Annotated in this window: 23 protein-coding genes; 15 read left to right on the forward strand and 8 right to left on the reverse strand. The window is 61.9% G+C overall.

The window, feature by feature from the left end; translation table 11 throughout:
• Positions 1–39: 39 nt before the first annotated feature.
• The 4 genes from PVW27_RS15250 (at position 40) to PVW27_RS15265 (ending at position 2,912) form a co-directional block, all read left to right on the forward strand.
• Positions 40–1,227, forward strand: a complete 1,188-nt coding sequence (locus PVW27_RS15250) for a GNAT family N-acetyltransferase (RefSeq protein ID WP_274559194.1) — start codon at positions 40–42, stop codon at positions 1,225–1,227.
• Entirely contained in the window at positions 1,224–1,514 is a 291-nt protein-coding gene (locus tag PVW27_RS15255) for a 4a-hydroxytetrahydrobiopterin dehydratase (RefSeq protein ID WP_274559196.1), read from the forward strand. The genes PVW27_RS15250 and PVW27_RS15255 overlap by 4 nt, the downstream gene beginning before the upstream one ends.
• A gap of 31 nt (positions 1,515–1,545) precedes the next feature.
• Complete coding sequence (locus PVW27_RS15260; RefSeq protein WP_274559198.1) at positions 1,546–2,388, forward strand: mechanosensitive ion channel family protein; 843 nt, start codon at positions 1,546–1,548, stop codon at positions 2,386–2,388.
• 95 nt (positions 2,389–2,483) lie between these two features.
• The gene (locus tag PVW27_RS15265; protein WP_274559200.1) at positions 2,484–2,912 is read left to right on the forward strand and encodes an organic hydroperoxide resistance protein; all 429 of its coding nucleotides are present in this window, start codon (positions 2,484–2,486) and stop codon (positions 2,910–2,912) included.
• A gap of 82 nt (positions 2,913–2,994) precedes the next feature.
• Here PVW27_RS15265 and PVW27_RS15270 read toward each other — a convergent pair whose 3' ends face one another.
• Entirely contained in the window at positions 2,995–3,483 is a 489-nt protein-coding gene (locus tag PVW27_RS15270; protein WP_274559202.1) for a peroxiredoxin, read from the reverse strand.
• Positions 3,484–3,573: 90 nt separating this feature from the next.
• Here PVW27_RS15270 and PVW27_RS15275 point away from each other — a divergent pair, with 90 nt between their 5' ends.
• From PVW27_RS15275 to PVW27_RS15285, 3 genes are all read left to right on the forward strand, one after another.
• Positions 3,574–4,785, forward strand: coding sequence for an NAD(P)/FAD-dependent oxidoreductase (locus PVW27_RS15275; RefSeq protein WP_274559204.1), 1,212 nt, complete (start codon positions 3,574–3,576; stop codon positions 4,783–4,785).
• A complete protein-coding gene (gene rsmD / locus PVW27_RS15280; RefSeq protein ID WP_274559206.1) occupies positions 4,782–5,339 on the forward strand; it encodes a 16S rRNA (guanine(966)-N(2))-methyltransferase RsmD in 558 nt (185 codons plus the stop codon). The genes PVW27_RS15275 and rsmD overlap by 4 nt, the downstream gene beginning before the upstream one ends.
• 102 nt (positions 5,340–5,441) lie before the next feature.
• Complete coding sequence (locus tag PVW27_RS15285) at positions 5,442–6,659, forward strand: MFS transporter (RefSeq protein WP_274559208.1); 1,218 nt, start codon at positions 5,442–5,444, stop codon at positions 6,657–6,659.
• Between the two features lie 68 nt (positions 6,660–6,727).
• Here PVW27_RS15285 and map read toward each other — a convergent pair whose 3' ends face one another.
• Together map and sfsA are read right to left on the reverse strand one after the other, a co-directional pair.
• Positions 6,728–7,540 (reverse strand): type I methionyl aminopeptidase, encoded by an 813-nt coding sequence (gene map, locus PVW27_RS15290; RefSeq protein ID WP_274559209.1) that lies wholly within the window; start codon positions 7,538–7,540, stop codon positions 6,728–6,730.
• Positions 7,541–7,587: 47 nt separating this feature from the next.
• On the reverse strand, positions 7,588–8,325 hold the full coding sequence (gene sfsA, locus PVW27_RS15295; RefSeq protein WP_274559211.1) for a DNA/RNA nuclease SfsA: 738 nt from the start codon (positions 8,323–8,325) through the stop codon (positions 7,588–7,590).
• 46 nt (positions 8,326–8,371) lie between these two features.
• Here sfsA and PVW27_RS15300 point away from each other — a divergent pair, with 46 nt between their 5' ends.
• From PVW27_RS15300 to PVW27_RS15315, 4 genes are read left to right on the forward strand one after another with little or no spacing between them, the layout of a single operon-like run.
• The gene (locus PVW27_RS15300; protein WP_274559212.1) at positions 8,372–9,094 is read left to right on the forward strand and encodes a competence/damage-inducible protein A; all 723 of its coding nucleotides are present in this window, start codon (positions 8,372–8,374) and stop codon (positions 9,092–9,094) included.
• Complete coding sequence (locus PVW27_RS15305) at positions 9,091–9,822, forward strand: GNAT family N-acetyltransferase (protein WP_274559213.1); 732 nt, start codon at positions 9,091–9,093, stop codon at positions 9,820–9,822. The genes PVW27_RS15300 and PVW27_RS15305 overlap by 4 nt, the downstream gene beginning before the upstream one ends.
• A gap of 7 nt (positions 9,823–9,829) precedes the next feature.
• On the forward strand, positions 9,830–10,402 hold the full coding sequence (locus tag PVW27_RS15310; RefSeq protein WP_274559214.1) for a peroxidase-related enzyme: 573 nt from the start codon (positions 9,830–9,832) through the stop codon (positions 10,400–10,402).
• Between the two features lie 9 nt (positions 10,403–10,411).
• The gene (locus tag PVW27_RS15315; RefSeq protein ID WP_274559215.1) at positions 10,412–11,434 is read left to right on the forward strand and encodes an OmpA family protein; all 1,023 of its coding nucleotides are present in this window, start codon (positions 10,412–10,414) and stop codon (positions 11,432–11,434) included.
• A 1-nt stretch (position 11,435) separates the two neighbouring features.
• Here the strand turns inward: PVW27_RS15315 and PVW27_RS15320 are convergent, their stop codons facing one another.
• The 4 genes from PVW27_RS15320 to PVW27_RS15335 form a co-directional block, all read right to left on the reverse strand.
• The gene (locus PVW27_RS15320) at positions 11,436–12,704 is read right to left on the reverse strand and encodes a glycerate kinase type-2 family protein (RefSeq protein ID WP_274559216.1); all 1,269 of its coding nucleotides are present in this window, start codon (positions 12,702–12,704) and stop codon (positions 11,436–11,438) included.
• 21 nt (positions 12,705–12,725) lie between these two features.
• Positions 12,726–13,991, reverse strand: coding sequence for an ABC transporter permease (locus tag PVW27_RS15325; RefSeq protein ID WP_274559251.1), 1,266 nt, complete (start codon positions 13,989–13,991; stop codon positions 12,726–12,728).
• Positions 13,991–14,800: a taurine ABC transporter ATP-binding protein gene (locus PVW27_RS15330; protein WP_274559217.1), complete on the reverse strand. Its 810-nt coding sequence runs from the start codon at positions 14,798–14,800 to the stop codon at positions 13,991–13,993. Before PVW27_RS15330 ends, PVW27_RS15325 begins: the two co-directional genes overlap by 1 nt.
• A 157-nt stretch (positions 14,801–14,957) precedes the next feature.
• Positions 14,958–15,956 carry a taurine ABC transporter substrate-binding protein gene (locus tag PVW27_RS15335; protein ID WP_274559218.1) on the reverse strand — a complete coding sequence of 333 codons (999 nt, stop codon included), beginning with the start codon at positions 15,954–15,956 and terminating at the stop codon, positions 14,958–14,960.
• A gap of 128 nt (positions 15,957–16,084) precedes the next feature.
• Here PVW27_RS15335 and PVW27_RS15340 point away from each other — a divergent pair, with 128 nt between their 5' ends.
• Both PVW27_RS15340 and PVW27_RS15345 read left to right on the forward strand, forming a co-directional pair.
• A complete protein-coding gene (locus PVW27_RS15340) occupies positions 16,085–16,342 on the forward strand; it encodes a hypothetical protein (RefSeq protein WP_274559219.1) in 258 nt (85 codons plus the stop codon).
• A complete protein-coding gene (locus tag PVW27_RS15345; RefSeq protein WP_274559253.1) occupies positions 16,342–17,727 on the forward strand; it encodes an aminotransferase family protein in 1,386 nt (461 codons plus the stop codon). The genes PVW27_RS15340 and PVW27_RS15345 overlap by 1 nt, the downstream gene beginning before the upstream one ends.
• A 57-nt stretch (positions 17,728–17,784) precedes the next feature.
• On the opposite strand, the gene PVW27_RS15350 is transcribed toward PVW27_RS15345, so the two are convergent.
• Positions 17,785–18,129 carry an antibiotic biosynthesis monooxygenase family protein gene (locus tag PVW27_RS15350; RefSeq protein ID WP_274559220.1) on the reverse strand — a complete coding sequence of 115 codons (345 nt, stop codon included), beginning with the start codon at positions 18,127–18,129 and terminating at the stop codon, positions 17,785–17,787.
• Between the two features lie 120 nt (positions 18,130–18,249).
• Between PVW27_RS15350 and pdxR the strand changes: the two genes are divergently transcribed.
• Together pdxR and xsc are read left to right on the forward strand one after the other, a co-directional pair.
• Positions 18,250–19,704 (forward strand): MocR-like pyridoxine biosynthesis transcription factor PdxR, encoded by a 1,455-nt coding sequence (gene pdxR, locus PVW27_RS15355; RefSeq protein WP_274559222.1) that lies wholly within the window; start codon positions 18,250–18,252, stop codon positions 19,702–19,704.
• 124 nt (positions 19,705–19,828) lie between these two features.
• The gene (xsc, locus tag PVW27_RS15360; RefSeq protein ID WP_274559224.1) at positions 19,829–21,607 is read left to right on the forward strand and encodes a sulfoacetaldehyde acetyltransferase; all 1,779 of its coding nucleotides are present in this window, start codon (positions 19,829–19,831) and stop codon (positions 21,605–21,607) included.
• Positions 21,608–21,630: the final 23 nt, after the last annotated feature.

Below are 21,630 nucleotides of genomic sequence, written 5' to 3' on the forward strand. Positions count from 1 at the left end.
CGCTCCAGATAGATCGGTGCATGAAGAGGGCGCGCCACAATGACGGACGACACGATCGAGATTGCCATGTTGGGCAGCCTGACCGAGGTGGCGCAAGCGGAGTGGGACGCCTGCGCCTGCCCCGAAGTGGCGGATGGTGGGCGTCCGTATGATCCCTTCACGACCTGGCGTTTTCTCAAGGCGCTGGAAGAGAGCGGGTCGGTCGGAACCGGCTCTGGCTGGCAGCCACGTTACCTGACGGCGCGACAGGACGGCCAGCTTATCGCCTGCGCGCCGATGTATGCCAAATCGCACAGTCAGGGCGAGTATATCTTCGATCACAACTGGGCCCATGCCTATGAACGGGCGGGCGGGCGCTATTATCCCAAGCTTCAGATCGCGGTGCCCTTTACACCCGCTACGGGGCGCCGGTTCCTGACCCGACCGGGGTTTGAGGAGACAGGCACAGCGGCACTGGTGCAGGGAGCGGTGGAACTGACTGCCAACAACAGCCTGTCCTCGCTCCACATTACATTTTGCACACAGGCCGAGGCAGAGGCGGGCGAAGCGTTGGGATTGATGCGCAGGGTCACGCAACAGTACCATTGGGAGAATGACGTTTACGCGGATTTCGACGGGTTCCTTGCCTCGTTGTCGTCGCGCAAGCGCAAAATGATCCGCAAGGAGCGCGACCGGGCCAATGCCTATGGCGGGCAGATCGAGATGTTGACAGGCGAACAGATTAAGCCTTGGCATTGGGAGTATTTCTGGCGCTTCTATCAGGATACCGGGGCGCGGAAATGGGGCACACCCTATCTGACGCGGCGCTTCTTCGACATCGCGCAAGACACCCTGCGCGACGACATGCTGCTGGTTCTGGCGATGCGCGATGGTGCGCCAGTGGCCGGGGCGTTGAACTTCATCGGGCGTCAGGCGCTTTTCGGCCGGTACTGGGGCTGCGTCGAGGATCATCCCTGCTTGCATTTCGAGGTCTGCTATTATCGTGCGATGGACTTTGCGATCGCCAAAGGTCTGGCGCGGGTCGAGGCCGGCGCGCAGGGAGAGCACAAGCTGGCACGCGGCTATCTGCCGGTGCCGATCCATTCGCTGCACTGGATGCGCGAGCCCGGCTTTGCCGAGGCGGTCGCCAACTATCTTGCTGCCGAACGCCGCGCGGTCGAGGAAGACATCGAGGTTCTGACGGCCTATGGTCCGTTCAGAAAGACACATATGGAGGAACAGGAATGACCGAACGCCTCAGCGATACCGGCCGCAAGACGATGCTTGAGCCTTTGTTCGAGACCGGCTGGAGCATGGTCGAAGGCCGCGATGCCATCACCAAGACATTCCAGTTCAAGGATTTCACCGAAGCCTTCGGCTGGATGACGCAGGCCGCACTTTGGGCCGAGAAGTGGAATCATCATCCGGAATGGTCCAATGTCTACAAGACAGTGACCGTTTTGCTGACGACCCATGACGTGGACGGCTTGTCCGCGCTGGATGCCAAGCTGGCCCGCAAGATGGACAGCCTTTGAACAGTTTCGACGAAAGGACCAAGACGGACTCATGCAAGAACTGATGACAACCGAACTCTGGAACGGAACCACGCTGGCCGATGTGCTGACCCTTCAATTTCTGGCCACGCTGGCCGGATCAGTCATCGGAGCGCTGGCCATCGTGCTGGGCGGCTTCATCATCGCGGGCTGGGCGCGCAACCGCGTCGTCGGATTGACGCGGCGCTATCGGCGTCTGGACGCAACGCTGTTCAGTTTTCTGGGCAATATCCTGCGGTATGTGATTCTGGCCTTTACCGCCTTGTTCGTGCTGAACACCTTCGGGATTCAAACCACCTCGATCGTGGCGGTGATCGGTGCGGCGGGTCTTGCCATCGGTCTGGCATTGCAGGGGACGCTGTCCAATGTGGCGGCCGGGGTGATGATCATCCTGTTTCGCCCCTTCAAGAACGGCGATTTCGTCGAGGTCGCGGGCGAGATGGGAACAGTGCAGGAAATTTCGCTGAACTTCACCGAGTTGTCTTCCTTGGGAAATGTGCAGGTCATCATCCCTAACAGTCAGATCTGGGGCAATGTGATCACCAATTATTCGGCCTATGACACGCGCCGGGCCGAATGGGTTTTCGGCGTGTCCTATGGGGCTGATCTGAAAAAGGCCGAAGCCATCATCCGCGAGACAATCATGGCTGATCCACGCTCCATGGCCGAGCCTGCGCCTTTTGTTCAGGTCAACAACCTTGGCGACTTCTCGGTTGATTTCCTTGTGCGTGTCTGGTGCGCCTCGGGAGATTACTTCCAGTATCAGGCCGACATGAAACGCGCCGTGAAAGAGGCGCTGGATTCAGGCGGGATCGAAATCCCCTTCCCCACAAGGACGATGATCAACGCAGCCTGACGTGGATCGGGACATCCGTCGCGTTATCGTGACTTGAATCGTTTATATCGCGTGCGATATAAACGCTGACGATATAAATGCGAAGGAGCGATAAGATGTCTGTCGATGTGAAGTACCGCACGAAAGCCACCGCAACCGGTGGCCGCGATGGCCATTCCGCGACGCAGGATGGCGCGGTCGATGTCAAGCTGGTGACACCCAAGGAACTGGGTGGCGCTGGTGGTGATGGGGTCAACCCAGAGCAGTTGTTCGCAACGGGTTATGCCGCCTGCTTTCTGGGCGCGCTGAAATTCGTTGCAGGTCAGGCCAAGGTGAAAGTGTCATCCGAAGCGACCGTGACCGCAGATGTCGGTATCGGGCCGCGCGCAGATGGCGGTGGCTTTGGTCTGGATGTGGCGCTGACCGTGACATTGCCGGGAATTGCAGATGACGTCGCGGATGACCTGATCGCCAAGGCGCATGTGGTCTGCCCCTATTCCCATGCAACGCAAAACAACATCGCGGTCAGCCTCAACCGAGGCTGAGCTCGACTTCTTTGATACCTCAAATGAAAACCCCCGCTGTCTCAGGACGACGGGGGTTTTCTTGTCGTTATCGCGGATCGAATCAGATCGCGGCCAAAAGTGCCTCGCCACCGGAAATATCGCAGGTGCCGGGGCTTTCCTCGGGATGGAAGACCGAGACGACACCATCCTCGACCAGCATGGCATAGCGCTTGGAGCGCGCCACCAGACCGGCGGGCGGTGCATCGAAATTCATGCCGATCGCCTTGGTGAATTCGCTGGATGCGTCCGAAAGCATGGTGATTCCGGCAGCGGTGGCACCTGTCGCCTCGCCCCATGCCTTCATCACGAAGGGATCGTTCACACTGATGCAGATGATCTCGTCCACACCTTTGGCCGCGAATTGATCCTTGGTGCGGATGAAGCTGGGAACGTGAGCCGAATGGCAGGTGGGCGTGAACGCGCCCGGCACCGCGAAAAGTGCCACCTTGCGGCCCTTTAGCTTATCGGCCAGCGCCACGGCTTCTGGTCCTTTTTCACCCATCTTCACAAGTGTCGCGTCGGGCAACTTGGCCCCTGTCGAAATCGTCATTGAGTCCCTCACCTTGGGTTTGCGTTTTCTGGTTCCATGGATATAGGGTGCCGCGCAACGCGAAACCAATACTTTCAAGAAGGAGTGTCCATGACGCATGTTGTCGTGATCGGCGCGGGGCAAGCCGGGTCATCGCTTGTTGCAAAACTGCGCAACTCCGGTTTCGACGGGCGGATCACGCTGATCGGCGCAGAACCTGAGCCGCCCTATCAACGCCCGCCACTGTCCAAGGCCTATCTGCTGGGCGACATGACGCTGGACCGCCTGTTTCTGCGGCCCGAGAGTTTCTATGCCGAACACGATATAGACCTGCGGCTGAACACACGCGTGACAGGGATCGACCGTGCCGCACGGATCGTGCGCCTTGGGGATGAGGTGATCCGCTATGATCATCTGGTGCTGACGACCGGTTCCGATCCGCGACGCCTGCCGTCCAGTATCGGTGGTGCGTTGGCCGGGGTGTTCGTGGTGCGCGATCTGGCCGATGTGGATGCGATGGCCCCGCATGTGGTGGCGGGCCGGCGCGCGCTGATCGTGGGCGGCGGCTATATCGGGCTGGAGGCGGCCGCCGTCGCGGCCAAGCGAGGGTTGGAGGTGACTTTGGTCGAAATGGCCGACCGTATCCTGCAACGTGTCGCTGCTCCGGAAACATCGGCATATTTTCGTGCGCTGCACCAGGCGCATGGCGTGACGATCCGCGAGGGCGTGGGGCTGGATCGTCTGTTGGGGGAAGGTCGCGTCACCGGCGCGCGCCTGAGCGATGGTACCGAACTGGCAGCGGATCTGGTCATCGTCGGCGTGGGGATTGCGCCTGCGACTGCTCTGGCCGAGGCTGCGGGACTGGAGATTGAGAACGGCATCAAGGTGGACGCGCGCGGCCAGACATCAGACCCGGCGATCTGGGCGGCTGGGGACTGCGCCTCCTTTCCGTGGAAAGCCGGGCGCATTCGTCTGGAAAGCGTGCCCAATGCCATCGATCAGGCTGAATGCGTGGCCGAGAACATTATGGGAGCCGCCAAGGATTACGAGGCCAAGCCGTGGTTCTGGTCTGACCAGTATGACGTGAAACTGCAGATCGCCGGGCTGAACACAGGATATGACCACACCGTTGTAAGGCCGGGCGACAAGCCGGGCAGCCAGTCGGTCTGGTATTTCCGCGGGGATGCGTTGCTGGCCGTGGACGCGATGAACGACCCGCGCGCCTATATGATCGGCAAGCGGCTGATCGAGGCGGGGCAATCGCCGTCACCCGCCGTGGTGGCCGATCCAGAAACGCCGCTGAAATCCCTGATGCCAGCGTGAGGATCGTCGCGGGCCGCTTCCGGGGCCGCGCGCTGGCCGCCCTGGGCAAGGGCGATCCGGCAGCGCATCTTCGCCCGACCAGTGACCGCACCCGCGAAAGCCTCTTCAATATCCTCGCAGGAGGACGCTTCGGCGACCCTGTCACGGATGCAAGGGTGCTGGATCTGTTCGCAGGGTCCGGCGCGCTCGGTCTTGAGGCTTTGTCGCGTGGGGCGGCATTTGCCACCTTCGTGGATGACGGACTCAAGGCGCAGGCACTGATCAGGCAGAATATCGCGCTCTGCGGCGCGGAAGGCGAGACCCGTATCATCAAGCGTGATGCGCGACGGCTGCCACCAAATGACGATGGCCCGTACGATCTGGTTTTTCTCGACCCCCCTTACGGCAAAGGACTGGGTGAGCTGGCGCTGACACAGGCTTTGTCACAAGGCTGGGTCGCGCCCGAGGCACTGATCATCTGGGAAGAGGGGGCCACCATCACCCCCCCCGAAGGGGTGACCTTGCTGGACAGTCGCCGCTATGGCGACACGGTCATCAGCCTGTTGCGCGCCTGATCCCGTGTGAGGGGCGAAAGACGACTCGCGACAGGGTCGGAAATGGCAAAGCAGCAGAAACCGCCCGGGTCCAGCTTGACCGGAGACTGATCCGGAAGACCCATGGCCACCCGTTACATTCCCCTGTGGACCCGTTTTGCCCCTGCGCCGGGCGTCCGGGGTTTCGCCACCCTTCAGGGGTTCGAGGCGATCACGCGCGGTATCCTCATCTCGGTATTTCCGCTGGAAATGTATCGTGCCCTGCAAGACGCGCAGACGGTCTCGCAGGTCTATTTCATGATCGGGATCACCTCGCTTCTGGCGGGGTTGATGGTCCCTTGGTTGAACCGGTTCCTGCCGCGCCGCTGGATGTATACGACGGGTGCCTCGCTCTATGTGATCGGCTCCAGCATCTCGATCTTTGGCGGCACCGAGATGATCATGTTCGCTCTTTTGTGCAATACGCTAGCGACAGTCATCACCTTCGTCTGCTTCAACGCCTATGTGCTGGACTATATCGCGCGCGCGGATCTGGGGCGGGCGGAATCGATGCGCATGTTCTACTCCGCGCTGGGCTGGACCGTTGGGCCAGTGCTGGGAGTGACACTGATGGCGATGTGGCGCCCCGCGCCTTTCGTGGTGGCGGGGATTTCGTCGCTTTGCATGCTGTCTGTCTTCTGGTCGATGCGATTGGGTAATGGCAAGCTGATCAGCCGCGCGCGCGCGCCTGCCCCCAATCCGCTGGCCTTTCTGGGCCGCTTCTTCGCGCAACCGCGCCTGATCGCAGGCTGGCTTTTCGCGGTGATACGGTCCTGCGGATGGTGGGTCTATGTCGTCTACCTGCCGATCTTCGCCGTCGAATCCGGTCTGGGCGAGGCGACGGGCGGGATCGTGCTGTCGATCACCAACGGCACCCTGTTCCTGACTCCGCTCATGCTGCGTTTCGTGCAGGCCAGTTCGATCCGCACCGCGGTGCGCTTCGGGTTTTTCGCTTCGGGCGCGCTGTTCTTTGCGGCGGGCATCGGACAATGGCTGCCGTGGGGGGCCGTCGGGGCCCTGATGGCCGCATCCTTCTGCCTGATCCTGTTGGATGTTTGCGGCGGGCTGCCGTTTCTGATGGCTGTCAAACCCTCGGAGCGGACCGAGATGTCCGCCGTCTATTCCAGTTTCCGTGACGTGTCAGGTATCCTGACGCCCGGTGTGGCCTGGCTCGTATTGCTGGTGGCGCCTTTGCCGGGTGTGTTCATGGCCTGCGGAGCAGGGCTCTGGTTGGCATGGGGAATTGCAGGAAGCCTGCACCCGCGTCTTGGACGCGGCCGCATCCGTCTTCCGGCTGTATAGACTGCGTTGCGCTTCTTCTTGCCTCAAATATCCCCGCGCGGAGCGCATCCTGCGGGTGCAAAAACGCCTCAGCCGTATGTCGGGTGGAACCGTCCCGCAGGAGAGAGCGTGAAGATCTCGCAGCCCGTAGCGGTCACACCGACAGAGTGTTCGAACTGTGCGCTCAGGGATTTGTCACGGGTCACGGCTGTCCAGTCATCGGCCAGAACCTTGGTCTCGGGGCGCCCGATATTCACCATGGGTTCGATGGTGAAGAACATGCCTTCCTCCAGCACCGGTCCCGTTCCGGGGCGGCCATAGTGCAGCACGTTGGGGGGTGCGTGAAAGACGCGGCCCAGACCATGACCACAGAAATCGCGCACGACGCTCATGCGGTGCGCCTCGACAAAGCTTTGAATCGCATGCCCGATATCGCCGAAAGTATTGCCGGGTTTGACCGCTTCGATCCCCAGCATCAGGGCGTCATGGGTGACCTCGATCAGACGCTCGGCTTTTCTCGGCAAGGTGCCGGCCGCATACATCCGACTGGTATCGCCGAACCACCCATCGACGATCACTGTCACGTCGATATTGAGGATGTCGCCGTCCTTGAGCTTTTTGTCACCCGGAATCCCATGGCAGACCACATGGTTCAGGCTGATACAGCTGGCGTGCTGATAGCCTTTGTAGCCGATTGTCGCCGATTTCGCACCCGCTTCGGCGACCTTTGCTTCGATGATCCGGTCAAGTTCCCCCGTTGTGACGCCCGGCTGCACATGTGCGGCGATCTCGTCCAGAATCCGTGCCGCGACCTGCCCAGCCCGGTGCATCCCGGCGAAGTCGCCGGCCTCATGAATGCGGATGCCATCCCGCGTAAGGCGGCCGCGATGTTGATCGTTCAAACCGGGACTCCGTCCTGCAAATCCGTTTTGCCTTTATTTAGGCCGATTTAGCACAACTTGCCAGTGCCCCCGCACAAGGCTGTCATCGGATGTGACAATTGGATGCCTTCGGGGCCAAGGTGGCAGGCATAGCAGATCACCTCGACACCTGCGTCTGATGCGGTCCGGGCCGCTGCTGCGTAAGCTGGATCAAGATCCGCAGCCAATGCAAAGCGGGTGCAATCGCTGCGTTGCACAAGGTAAAAGAGAACGGCGCGGTGTCCCTGCCGCACAACCTCGGCCAATTCTGCAAGATGCCTTGCTCCACGGGCAGTCACGCTGTCGGGAAACTCGGCCAGTCCCGGTGCGCGTGACAGGGTGACGCTTTTGACCTCGACATAAGCGTCGGGCAATCCGGGGCCACGCAGCAGGAAATCCACGCGACTGGCGCTGCCGTAGCGCTGTTCCGGCAGCACGCGGTCATAAGTGGCCAGTTCGGGCACGGCCCTCGCCTCAAGGGCTGCGCGCAGCATCCGGTTGGGCCAACCCGTGTCGATGCCCGTGAAATGCCCGTCCGCATGTTCGACCAGACGCCAGCCATAGCGCAGCTTTTTCTTGGGGTCTTCATTGCGTTCAAGCCAGATCCGTGTACCGGGCTCTGCCAGCCCCAGCATCGAGCCGGGATTGGGACAATGCGCGACCACCTCGACCCCGGCATCGGGTCCGGTCTCGGGGATCACATCCGCCAGAAACCGCTTGTAGCGGCGGATCAGGCGAGCGGGCAGCAGAGGGCTTGGAAAGCGCATGGTCTTGGGCCTATACCGTGGCATCACAGCAATCAAGGACAGCGCCATGACCAATCCCACCGCCGCCATGATCGTGATCGGGGACGAGATCCTGTCGGGTCGCACCCGCGACAGCAACATGCATTACTTGGCCGGCGAGTTGACCAAGGTCGGCATTGATCTGCGCGAGGTGCGCGTGGTCAGCGATGATGCCCCGGCCATCATCGCCGCCGCCAAGGCGCTGTCAGCAGCCTATACCCATGTCTTCACCTCGGGCGGGATCGGGCCGACCCATGACGACATCACCGCCGATTGCATCGCCGCCGCCTTTGGCCGGTCGATCGATGTGCGCGATGACGCGCGTGCCTTGCTGGCCGCGCATTATGCCCGCACCGGAGGGGAGTTGAACGCCGCCCGTCTGCGCATGGCGCGTATTCCCGAAGGTGCCGCGCTGATCGAGAACCCCGTCTCGACCGCACCGGGTTTTACGTTGGAGAATGTGCATGTCATGGCCGGTGTGCCGACCGTGTTTCAGGCCATGGTCGCCTCGGTCTTGCCGACGCTGACAGGGGGCAAGCCGCTTTTGTCGCAGACCCTGCGCATCCAGCGGGGCGAGGGCGACATTGCTGGGCCTCTGGGCGATCTGGCCGCGCGTTACCCTGATCTGTCCATCGGGTCCTATCCTTATCAGATCAACGGTGCATTTGGTGCGAATATCGTGATCCGGGGGCAGGACGGTGCCCGCGTTGACGCCGCAATGGCCGAACTGTCGGCGATTTTCCCGGCATGATGCCAGACGCCGCGCGCCTTTACGATGTGATCGACGGCACTTGGCCCGCCGCCGAAGTGCGGCAACAGGGACCTTTCCTGCTGCGCCGGGGTGATGGCGGTGGCCAGCGGGTATCTGCGGCCACAGCGATGGGCCCGGTCACGGCAGCGGATATCGACGCGGCCGAAATCGCCATGCGGGCGATGAATCAACCCCGGCTTTTCCAGATCCGCGAAGGGGATGCGGCATTGGACAGGATGCTGGCCGAACGCGGTTACGCGGTTGTCGATCCGGTCAACCTTTATGTGGCGCCTGTGCAAGGCGTGGCCACGCGCCGCCCGCCGCCCGTCACTGCCTTCTGCGTGTGGGAACCGCTGGCGATCCAGATCGACATCTGGGCCAAAGGCGGGATCGGACCGGGGCGGCTGGCGGTGATGCAGCGGGCGAAGGGGCCAAAGACTTCGATCCTCGGACGGTTGAACGATCATCCGGGCGGCACCGCTTTCGTGGCGATCCATGACGGTATCGCGATGGTGCATGCGCTTGAGGTTCTGCCGCATCAGCGCAAGCAAGGAATGGCTGGCTGGTTCATGCGGATGGCGGCGTTCTGGGCACAGGACAACGGGGCCAGTCATCTGGCCGTGGTCTGCACACAGGCGAATATCGGCGCAAACACCCTCTATGCTTCCCTCGGGATGGCGCTTGTGGGACAGTATCATTATCGCAAGCATCCAGACGACATGGAATGAACACCTGATGAGCAACGCCGACCAGCCCACCGCCCTGAACCTACCGCCCGTCGATCCTCTGCCAGCGGCAACGCAGAAATATTTCGACATTTGTCAGGACAAGCTGGGGATGGTGCCCAATGTGCTGCGGGCCCATGCCTTTGACATCGACAAGCTGAACACGTTCTCGGCGCTGTATAACGATCTGATGCTGGCCGACAGCGGCCTGAGCAAGCTGGAGCGCGAGATGATCGCGGTTACTGTGTCCTCGATCAACCGCTGCTTCTATTGCCTGACCGCGCATGGTGCCGCCGTGCGGCAGTTGTCGGGTGACCCGAAACTTGGCGAGATGCTGGTAATGAACTACCGCGTCGCGCCTCTGGATACGCGGCAGCGCGCGATGCTGGATTTCGCGGCGCTTGTGACCACCGCATCCGCCACGGTCGAGGAACATCACCGTCAGGCGCTGCGCGATGTGGGTTTCAGTGACCGCGACATCTGGGACATCGCGAATGTGGCGGCATTCTACAATATGACGAACCGGGTCGCTTCGGCCACCGATATGCGTCCGAATGACGAGTATCACGCGCAGGCCCGGTGACTCATCGGGATGTGGATCAACACCCCCTTGAACGTGATTGCCCGCTGCTTTGGTCTGGTATTGGTGCTGGGCGCTGCGGATCAGGCTCGCGCGCTTGACCTCACCTTGCCGTTCAGCGCCCAGATGACAACGCGGGTGGTTACTGCGCCGGACAGTCACGCTCTGGCCACCGGTCCCTTTGCCGAGGGGCGTCTGCGTGTTCTGGATCTGGAAGGGCAGGTCGAGAGGCAGGTGTTCCGGTTTCCCGGGCAAACCCTGACAACCTTGCAACTTCTCACGCCACTGCGCGAACAGCTGGCCGCGGTGGGATACGAGCTTTTGTTCGAGTGTGACGCCAGCGCCTGCGGTGGTTTTGATTTCCGCTTCGCGACCGAAGTTCTGCCCGCGCCCGACATGTATGTCGACCTGACGGATTTCCGATTCTTTTCGGCCCGGCGCGGGCCACAGGATCACGTCGGCGTCCTGGTCAGCGCTTCGGCCAATGCGGGTTTCGTGCAGATGATTCGTGTGACCTCGGACCCTGATGCCGAAAGCCTGCGCGTGAATACGCTAGGCGACAGTGCGACAACGGACGAACCAGAGCCAGTCGTTGCACCACCGAACCCGGTCACTCCGTCGGTCGGCCCGCCCGCCTCCGAGGCCGCAGGTGAACCGCTTCCTTTGAGCGACAGCCTGAAACTGCATGGCCATGTCATCCTCTCGGACCTCAGCTTCCAGACCGGATCATCGGAACTGTCTGACGGCCGCTTTCAGACGCTTGAGGCGCTGTCGGCCTTCTTGCTGGCTGATCCGTCACTCCGCGTTGCTTTGGTGGGCCATACCGATGCCGTAGGCGGTCTGCCCGTCAACATCACCTTGTCCCGTCAGCGCGCCGCATCGGTCAGGGAGCGGTTGATCTCGGAATACGGGGTGCCTGGTGGCCAGCTTGACGCTGAAGGGATGGGCTATCTCTCGCCAATCGCGCCCAACACGACACCTGAAGGCCGCGAAGCAAACCGCCGTGTCGAGGCGATTCTGCTGAATACCGATTAGATCACGTCCGGATCAGGATCGCGCGCAGGTCGTTGACATTGGTTCCCGTCGGGCCTGTCACGAAAAGCTGACCCACCGCGTCAAAGGCGCTCCATGCGTCATGCCCCGCCAGCAGCGCCGCAGGATCCAGCCCTGCCGCGCGCATCCGTGTCACGGTCTGCCCATCTGCAAATGCGCCCGCGTTGTCCTCGGACCCGTCGATACCATCTGTATCAGCGGCAAGTGCGGATATGCCCGCGCAGCCCTCGATCTCCAACGCCAGCGAGAGCATGAATTCGCTGTTGCGCCCGCCGCGCCCGTGATCGCCCTTGATCGTCACAGTTGTTTCGCCACCTGACAGCATCACCACGGGGGCCGCAAAAGGTCTGCCGCGCTGCGCCACCTCACGGGCCATGGCCCCATGCATCCGCGCCACTTCGCGCGCCTCGCCCTCGATGGCGTCGGACAGAATCACCGCCTCCACCCCTGTTGAACGCGCAACATCCGCTGCCGCCTCGAGTGAGCGCGCGGCTGACGCGATGACCTGCACGACATTCCCGGCAAAGCGCGGATCGTCCGATTTTGGCGCATCCTCGGGGGCGTCCTGCAGATGGCGCACAATTCTATCTGGCAGGTCTATCGCGTGATCGCGCACCGCCCTAAGCGCCTCGGCCCGGCCGACATCATCGGGGACAGTCGGGCCAGATGCGACCTGCGCCGGATCGTCGCCTGGCACATCCGACACGATCAGGCTGACCACCCGGGCGGGATGCGCCGCTGCGGCCAGCCTGCCACCCTTGATCCGGCTGATCTGCTTGCGGATCGCGTTCATCGCGCCAATCGGCGCGCCAGAAGCCAGCAGCGCCTTGTTCAGCGCCACCTCATCCTCAAGCGTCAAACCCGCGGCAGGGGCGGCCAGCAAGGCAGAGCCGCCACCGCAAATCAGTGCCACCACCAGATCGTCCGGACCCAGACCCGAAACAGCCTTGAACAGTGCGTCAGTTGCAGCCAGACCCGCCTTGTCCGGCACCGGATGGGCGGCTTCAAGCACACGGATCTGCCGGGTCGGGCAGGCATAGCCGTAGCGCGTGACAACCACGCCCTCCAGTGGCCCGTCCCAGAGATCCTCAAACGCTGCCGCGAGTTGCGCCGCGCCTTTGCCCGCGCCGATCACCACCGTTCGCCCCTTGGGGCGTTCCGGCAGGGTTGCTGCAAGCGCGCGCCGTGGATCGGCGGCGGCGACCGCCGCCTTGAACAGGGACGCCAGAAAGGCGCGGTCATCAGAAGTCATCGGATCGCCTTTGTCAGAAAATCAGACGCGCCCTTTCCAGGGCACAAGCCACTTTTCCGCGATCCGCATCAGGATGTCGATGCCATAGCCGATGATCCCGATCAGGATGATCCCCATGATCACGACGTCGGTCAGTTGGAACCGGCTGGCGACCATGATCATCATGCCTGCGCCCTTCTCCGCAGCCACAAGTTCGGCGGCCACGACGGTGCCCCAGCACACGCCCATGGCCACCCGCGCGCCGGTAAAGATCTCGGGCAGGGAATTCGGCACGATCACATGGCGCAGGATCTGCCATTTGCTGGCCCCCAGCGAATACGCAGCGTGGACCTTGGAAATCGCGACACCGGAAACCCCCGCCCGCGCTGCAATCGTCATGATCCAGAGGGCGGCCAGGAAAAGCAGGATGATCTTGCCTGACTCGCCGATCCCCGCCCAGATGATCACCAGCGGGATCAGGGCCAAAGGCGGCACGGGGCGCATGAATTCGACGATGGGATCGAACCATCCGCGGAACCAGCCCGAAAGGCCCATTGCATAGCCCAGCGGGATGCCCACCAGCGCGCCCAGCACAAAACCCGCAATAACCCGATAGAGCGACCAGCCCAGATGTTCCCACAGGGTGAAATTCTGATAGCCGCTGGCCGCAATTTCGGACACGCGCGCCACCACCGCTTCGGGCGGTGGAAGCCAGATCGGCTCCATCTGCATCCCCTTGGAGGGCGAGAAGTTCAGCGTACCGCGCGCTGTAAGGGTCACACGGCCCGCTGGGGTATCGACGCTGTCACCGGGCATGACGGGTTGGCCCTCGATGGCCACGACCTTGACCCCATCCGCGCGGGACAGGGCGTCATTATCGTCCCATGTCACCAACACTGACCGCCATGCTCCCACGGTCACGGCATCGTTCCTGGCAAAGCCTTCGCCAGGTTCGACCTCGGGGGGTGCGGCGGTCTCACCCGGCGGTGCCACACGGGCAAAAACAGTGGCGTCATCACGTGCGCCGTCCGGGCCTTCGACCGTGTAAGTGAACCGTGTCTCGCCGATGAAAGGGCCGGGGACATGGAAAGGTGCCCATTTGCTGCCGGTAAAGGCTCCCCAGATCAGAAAGATCGTCAGCACAGAAATGAGGCTGGCCGCACGATCCGGTCGGACCGCGCTTTCGTCGCCGAAGGTCACGGTCTTGAGCGAGGTGAAGTCATGGCTTTCCCGCAGCCGCCGCAACCCGATCCGGATCACGACGAAACTGCCCACGAAGATCGCCAGATAGATCAGCAGAAGCGGAATCATGCGCCCGCCTCCACGGATCTGCCCATGATCTCTTCTTCCATATCCCAGATCATGCCCAGGATCTCTTCGCGGCGTGTTGCGAAATCGGGATGGCGCTTCACGCTGCGCAGGTCCTGACCCACGCCCATCTCGGCAAAGGGCAGGCGATATTCGCGATGGATGCGCCCCGGACGCGGCGCCATGACAAGAAGCCGCTCGCCCAGAAGCAAGGCCTCCTCGACCGAGTGGGTGATCAGGATGATGGTCTTGCCGGTTTCCTTCCACAGCTTCAGGACCAGACCCTGCATCTTCTCGCGCGTCAGTGCGTCCAGCGCGCCCAAGGGCTCGTCCATCAGGATCACGTCGGGATCATTCGCAAGGCAGCGCGCCAGTGCCACGCGCTGCTGCATCCCGCCCGATAACTCGTAGACGGCCTTGTCCTTGAAATCGCGAAGCCCCACGACGTCCAGCAGGTGATCCACCGTGCCTTTCCACTGCGCTTCGCGCTGGCCCGCCATCCGGGGGCCAAAGCTGACATTGTCGCGCACGCTCATCCATTCGAACAATGCGCCCTGCTGGAACACCATCCCGCGTTCCGCAGCGGGCCCCGTGACCCGCGCGCCATTCAGGGTGATCTGGCCTTCGGTGGGGGCCAGGAATCCCGCCACAATGTTCAGAAGCGTAGTCTTGCCACAGCCTGAAGGGCCCAGCACGCTCAGCAATTCACCGGTGTTCAGTGTCAGGCTCACATCCCGCAGCGCCTGCACATGGCTGCCATTCGGCAGATCGAACCGCATCGATATCTTGTCGATGGAAAGTGTCGACACGCCCCGCCCCTTCCTGTTCCCGGGTCCGGCTTTGGCCCGCGCGCCTGACATCAGGCCCTGGGACAACCGGCTTCTTCTTGCCCAAAATATCCCCGCGCGGAGCGCATCCGCCCGCGCAGCCGGCAGGGCCGCCCGTTGGCAGCCCTGCCGATGATATCTACATCCCCTTCGCGGTCGTCAGAGGCCCGGTGTTCACCCGGTCGGCATAGCTTTCCAAGGCCGACGGGATACTGCCCGCATCCACAAAGACCTGCGCCACGCCCAGCATGAAATCCTGCGCGCCGCCACCCAGCCATTTGGCGGACAATTGATCCTCGATCGAGGGGAAGACGAACGTGCTCATGTCACGTTCGGCTGCTGCTTCGTCCATGCCGGCGTCCTTGGCGATCACGGGCAGCATCTCTGCCTTTTTCGACCCTTCGTTCCACATCGCGTTGGCATCCGCCGTCACCTTGACGAACGCCGCCACCAGTTCGGGGTTTTCTGCCACGAAGGACGCGGGCGAGGATGTTACGTCAAAGACGAGGATCCCCAGCTCTTCCTTTTCGGCCCCGGTCAGCAGGACATTGCCGTGCTCTTTCATACGGTTGAGGCCACCGCCATAGCCGCAGGCCATGTCCACGGCACCTTGTGCCAGCGCAGCCGCTCCTTCGGGCGGAGCCATGTTCACGATCTCGAGGCTGGCCAGATCAATGCCGAAATGGTCCATCTGGCGCAGAAAACCATAATGCGCGGCGGTGCCCAGCGGGACGGCGACCTTCTTGCCCGCCAGTTCGGCGGCATTTGTCTTGTCGATCTCAAGATCCGTGCGCACGACGCAGTTGTCATTGTCCGAATAGGACACGGCCACGTCGATGATCTGAAGATCCTGTCCGGCGCTGGTGGCCACAACGAAGGGCGGCACACCTTGGCTGACCGCAATATGCACATCACCCGATGCCATGGCGGCGCTCATGGCGGTGCCGGTGTCGAAGGCGCGCCAGTTGACCTTGACGCCCAGCGCCTCGTCAAAGGTGCCCATCTGCTTGGCATATTGGAAAGGCATGGGCCATTCGGTGAAATAGGCCACAGTGATTTCCTGGGCTGTAGCGGCAGTCGCAACCACAGCCATGGCAAGGCCAGCGACGGCCCCCATCAGTCTTGCTTTCGGTGTCATCCATATCTCCCGTCGGTTAACGCCACCTGTTGCGGTGGTCTGTCGATTCTGACGGTGCAACCCGTGCCATCCATGACGGCGCCGTCCGACCGCTGCGAATATCGGACCGGAAAAGCCGATTCCCTTCAATGATTTTCTATCCGCTGCGATCCAACCCGGTGGCAGGCGCCTGTCTTTTCACAGGATCTGAACAAGGTTTTCGGTTTATCTTCAGCCGTTTGATCGGCTCGCCCAAAAAGAAGGCGCCGCGCCGTCATCTGGCTGGCCTTAATGAAGCAGGCGATCTGGCCCTATTTCTTTGCCCTTGGTTGCATGTGATACTACGGCGCAATGCTTGCCGAACGGCGGGCCAAATACCTTTGCATTCAGATGGAGCGGCAAAATGATGGACGGCAAGTTCGACAATGACATTCAGGCTGTTGTGGACGCCGACCGCGCCCATGTCTGGCACCACCTGAGCCAGCACAAACCCTATGAGACGACCGATCCCCGCATCATCGTCGAGGGCAAGGGGATGCGTGTCTGGGACCAGAAAGGCAAGGAACATCTGGACGCCGTGTCGGGTGGTGTCTGGACCGTGAACGTCGGTTATGGCCGTGAGCGGATCGCAAACGCCGTGCGCGACCAGTTGATCAAGCTGAACTATTTCGCAGGCTCAGCCGGGTCGATCCCCGGGGCGATGTTCTCGGAACGGTTGATCGAGAAGATGCCGGGCATGAGCCGGGTCTATTACTGCAACTCTGGCTCGGAGGCGAACGAGAAAGCCTTCAAGATGATCCGCCAGATCGCGCACAAGCGCCATGGCGGCAAGAAGCACAAGATCCTGTATCGTGACCGCGATTATCACGGCACGACCATCGGCTGTCTGTCGGCCGGAGGTCAGGATGAGCGCAACGCGCAATACGGCCCCTTTGCCCCCGGTTTCGTCCGCGTGCCCCATTGCCTTGAATACCGCGCCGCCGATCAGGGTGCCCCGGTCGAGAATTACGGCGAATGGGCCGCCAACCAGATCGAAGCCGTCATTCTGGCCGAAGGTCCCGAAACCGTGGGCGGCATCTGCCTTGAGCCTGTCACCGCCGGCGGCGGTGTCATTACCCCGCCCGAAGGTTACTGGCAGCGCGTTCAGGAGATCTGCCGGAAATACGATGTGCTGCTGCATATCGACGAGGTTGTCTGCGGTGTTGGCCGGACCGGCACTTGGTTCGGCTATCAGCAATATGGCGTCCAGCCCGACATGGTCACAATGGCCAAGGGTGTGGCATCAGGCTATGCCGCCATCGCCTGTCTGGTGACGACCGAATCCGTGTTTGACATGTTCAAGGATGATGCGACCGATCCGCTGAACTATTTCCGCGACATCTCGACCTTCGGCGGCTGCACCGCTGGCCCGGCTGCGGCGCTGGAGAACATGGCCATCATCGAGGAAGAAGGTCTGCTCGAGAACACCACAAAGATGGGCCATTACATGCTGGACCGTCTGGCCGAGCTGAAAGACAAGCACGCGGTCATCGGCGATGTCCGTGGCAAGGGTCTGTTCCTTGGCGCGGAACTGGTAGCGGATCGCAGCACGCGCGAGCCTATGGCGGAAAAGCGGGTGCAGATGGTCACGGCCGATTGCATGGCGCAGGGCATCATCATCGGGGCGACCAACCGCTCCTTGCCCGGCCTGAACAATACCTTGTGCTTCAGCCCCGCGCTGATCGCCACGAAGGACGATATCGACCAGATCATCGAGGGCGTCGACGGGGCGCTGACCCGCGTTTTCGGCTGATCATCACCCATATCTGAGAAAAAGGCGCGGGGGAAACCTCGCGCCTTTTTCAGTTGCCTACCCGTGCAGCGCCTTGCTGTCAGCCGGTGCCTGATCCCGTTCGGTCATCCCGTAGTCGCGCAATACATGCAGGACCTTCAGCTGGTAATCCGCGAACATCTGTCCCCGCCCGGCCTTTTGCGCGCCACGATGCTCTGGCAGTTGCCGCCAGCGATCCAGCGCCGCTTCATCCTCAAAGAACGAGATCGAGAGCAGCTTGTCAGGGTTTGTCAGGCTTTGGAACCGCTCGACGCTGATGAATCCATCCATCCCCTCGACCAAGGGACGCATCTTGGTGGCCATGTCCAGATAGGACTGTTTCATACCCTCTTTCGGGGTGACTTCGAATATCACGGCAATCATTGCGCGCTCCCTTTGTGATCCCTGTGCCGCAGAAACATCGCTGCAGCCGTGGACAGGAACAAGCCCTACACGCAATAAGACCAGTTTACGCGAGCCTTAGGGCCAGCATAGAGTAAGGTCATGGCCATACCCGTCGAGACCTTCTTTCTTGATCCCGCAGCGCAGGGCACGTTGCAGGCGCGCATCCAGCAGATGATCGCTGGCGGTATTCTGTCGGGCCGTTTCCGGCGTGGCGAGAAGCTGCCCTCCACCCGCCGTCTGGCGCTGCATCTGGGAATCAGCCGCATCACAGTGACACTGGCCTATACGGAATTGCTGGCCAATGACTACCTCGCCGCCAAGGGGCGGTCGGGTTACTATGTCTCTGACAATGCACCGGAACCGCCACCCGGCCCGACCACCGTGCCCCGACAAGATGCGGTGGACTGGACGCGCGCCATCGGGCAGCGCTTTACGGGGGGATCGACCCCGGTGAAACCACAGGATTGGGCCAGTTTCCGATATCCCTTCATCTATGGTCAGGCGGACCCCACCCTGTTCGATCATGCCAACTGGCGGCTTTGCGCCGTGCAGGCGCTGGGGGCGCGGGATTTCACCGCACTGACAACCGACTACTATGATCAGGACGACCCGCAACTGATCGAATTCATCACCCGTCACACCCTGCCCCGGCGCGGAATCGTGGCGCGACCGTCCGAGATTCTAGTAACGCTCGGCGCGCAGAACGCGCTGTGGCTGACGGCTCAGGTTCTTTTGACACAACGTCGTCTGGCCGCGATCGAGGACCCTTGCTACCACGCGCTGCGCGATATCCTCATGCAGTCGCGTTGCCGTCTGGCCCCTGTTCCCGTGGACGCGGACGGTCTGCCGCCTGATGCGATCCCGGATGGCACGGATGTCATCTTCACCACGCCCAGCCATCAATGCCCCACCTCGGCCACCATGCCGATGGACCGTCGCCGGGCTTTGCTGGACCATGCGCGCGCATTGGATGCGATCATCGTCGAGGATGATTACGAGTTCGAGATGTCCTATCTGTCGCCACCCTCTCCGGCGTTGAAGTCGCTGGATACGGACGGGCGCGTGATCTATGTGGGCAGCTTCTCGAAATCGCTGTTTCCGGGGTTGAGGCTTGGCTATCTGGTGGGGTCCGAGGCGTTCATCCGCGAGGCCCGCGCCCTGCGCGCCAGTGTGCTGCGCCATCCGCCGGGGCACATTCAGCGCACGGCGGCCTATTTTCTGTCGCTGGGCCATTACGATGCACAGATCCGGCGTATGGCCCGTGCCCTCTCGGACCGCCGCAAGGTTCTCGAAGAGGCGATCCAGCAGCACGGATTGACCATCGCCGGACGTGGCACCTTCGGTGGATCAAGCATCTGGATGCGCGCGCGGGACGGGGTGGATACCGGGCAGGTGGCACTTGATCTGCGCGCCAAGGGAGTGCTGATCGAACCGGGTGCACCTTTCTTCGCGGCCGACACCCCTCCCGCCCATTTCTATCGTCTGGCATATTCCTCGATCCCATCGACACGGATCGGCGACGGGGTCCGGTTGGTCGCGGAAGCGATGCGCTGATGCAGTAAGCGGTTTACTCTGGCCCTAGTGGCATAGATCAACTGGCCCTATTGTCAAAGGTCGGTGGCCCCTAATCTGATCCTTGCCCGGTTACGGGCCTTTTCCCCTGACCGGAGCATTCCCCATGAAAATGACAACCGAAGAAGCCTTCGTGAAGACCCTTCAGATGCATGGGATCGAACATGCCTTCGGGATCATCGGTTCCGCATTCATGCCGATTTCCGATCTGTTCCCGCGCGCGGGCATCACCTTTTGGGATTGCGCCCATGAAGGCTCGGGCGGGATGATGGCGGATGGGTATACTCGCGCCACGGGCAAGATGTCGATGATGATTGCGCAGAACGGGCCCGGCATCACCAATTTCGTGACGGCCGTGAAAACCGCCTACTGGAACCACACGCCGCTGCTGCTCGTCACGCCGCAGGCCGCCAACAAGACCATCGGCATGGGCGGTTTTCAGGAGGTCGAGCAGATGGCGCTGTTCAAGGACATGGTCGCCTATCAGGAGGAGGTGCGCGACCCGTCCCGCGTGGCTGAGGTATTGAACCGGGTTATCCTGAACGCGCGGCGGATGTCGGCCCCGGCACAGATCAACATGCCGCGCGATTACTGGACGCAGGTGATCGATATCGAGTTGCCCGAAATGGTGACCTTCGAGCGCCCCGGCGGCGGCGAGGAGGCGGTGCAACGCGCCGCCGACCTTTTGTCATCTGCGCGTTTCCCGGTAATTCTGAACGGCGCGGGCGTGGTTCTGGGCGGGGCAATCCCCGCGTCCATGGCGCTGGCCGAACGGTTGGATGCGCCGGTCTGCGTGGGCTATCAGCACAATGACGCCTTCCCCGGCTCGCATCCGTTGTTTGCAGGGCCGCTGGGATATAACGGGTCAAAGGCGGGGATGGAGCTGATCGCCAAGGCAGATGTGGTGCTGTGTCTTGGCACGCGGCTCAATCCGTTCTCGACGCTGCCGGGCTATGGCATCGACTACTGGCCGAAAGAGGCCAAGATCATTCAGGTCGATATCAACCCTGACCGTATCGGCCTGACCAAAAAGGTAACGGTGGGGATTGTGGGCGACGCGAAGAAGGTCGCCATCTCCATTCTTGAAAGGCTTTCGCCGACAGCAGGCGATGCCGGTCGGATCGAGCGGAAATCCCTGATCGCACAGACGAAATCGCAATGGGCGCAGCAACTCTCCTCGATGGATCATGAAGAGGACGACCCCGGCACCACATGGAATCAGCGTGCCCGCGCCGACAAGCCTGACTGGATGAGCCCCCGGATGGCCTGGCGGGCGATCCAGTCCGCGCTGCCACGCGACGCGATTATCAGCTCGGATATCGGCAACAACTGCGCCATCGGCAACGCCTATCCCAGCTTCGAGGCGGGGCGGAAGTATCTTGCACCCGGTCTGTTCGGGCCCTGCGGTTACGGTCTTCCGTCCATTATCGGTGCCAAGATCGGCTGCCCCGATACGCCGGTGGTGGGCTTTGCGGGGGACGGTGCCTTTGGCATCGCAGTCACGGAACTGACCGCGATCGGCCGCCCGGAATGGCCCGCCATCACGATGGTCGTGTTCCGAAACTACCAATGGGGCGCGGAAAAGCGCAATTCGACCCTGTGGTATGACGACAATTTCGTGGGCACCGAACTGGATGAACAGGTCAGTTATGCCGCAATCGCGCGCGCCTGTGGCTTGCAGGGTGTGCAGGCGAAAACGATGGAGGAATTGCGCGCCGCCCTGACCACTGCGATCGAGGATCAGATGCAGCATGGCAAGACCACGCTGATCGAAGCCCTCATCAACCAAGAACTGGGTGAACCCTTCCGCCGCGACGCCATGAAGAAACCGGTTCCGGTCGCAGGCATTTCCGCCGCCGATATGCGCACACAGCAGCCGCTCTGAACCCGGTGGGTCCACAGCGCCGC

The organism is Seohaeicola sp. 4SK31 (genome assembly GCF_028802875.1).
In the GTDB taxonomy this organism is placed as follows: domain Bacteria; phylum Pseudomonadota; class Alphaproteobacteria; order Rhodobacterales; family Rhodobacteraceae; genus Seohaeicola.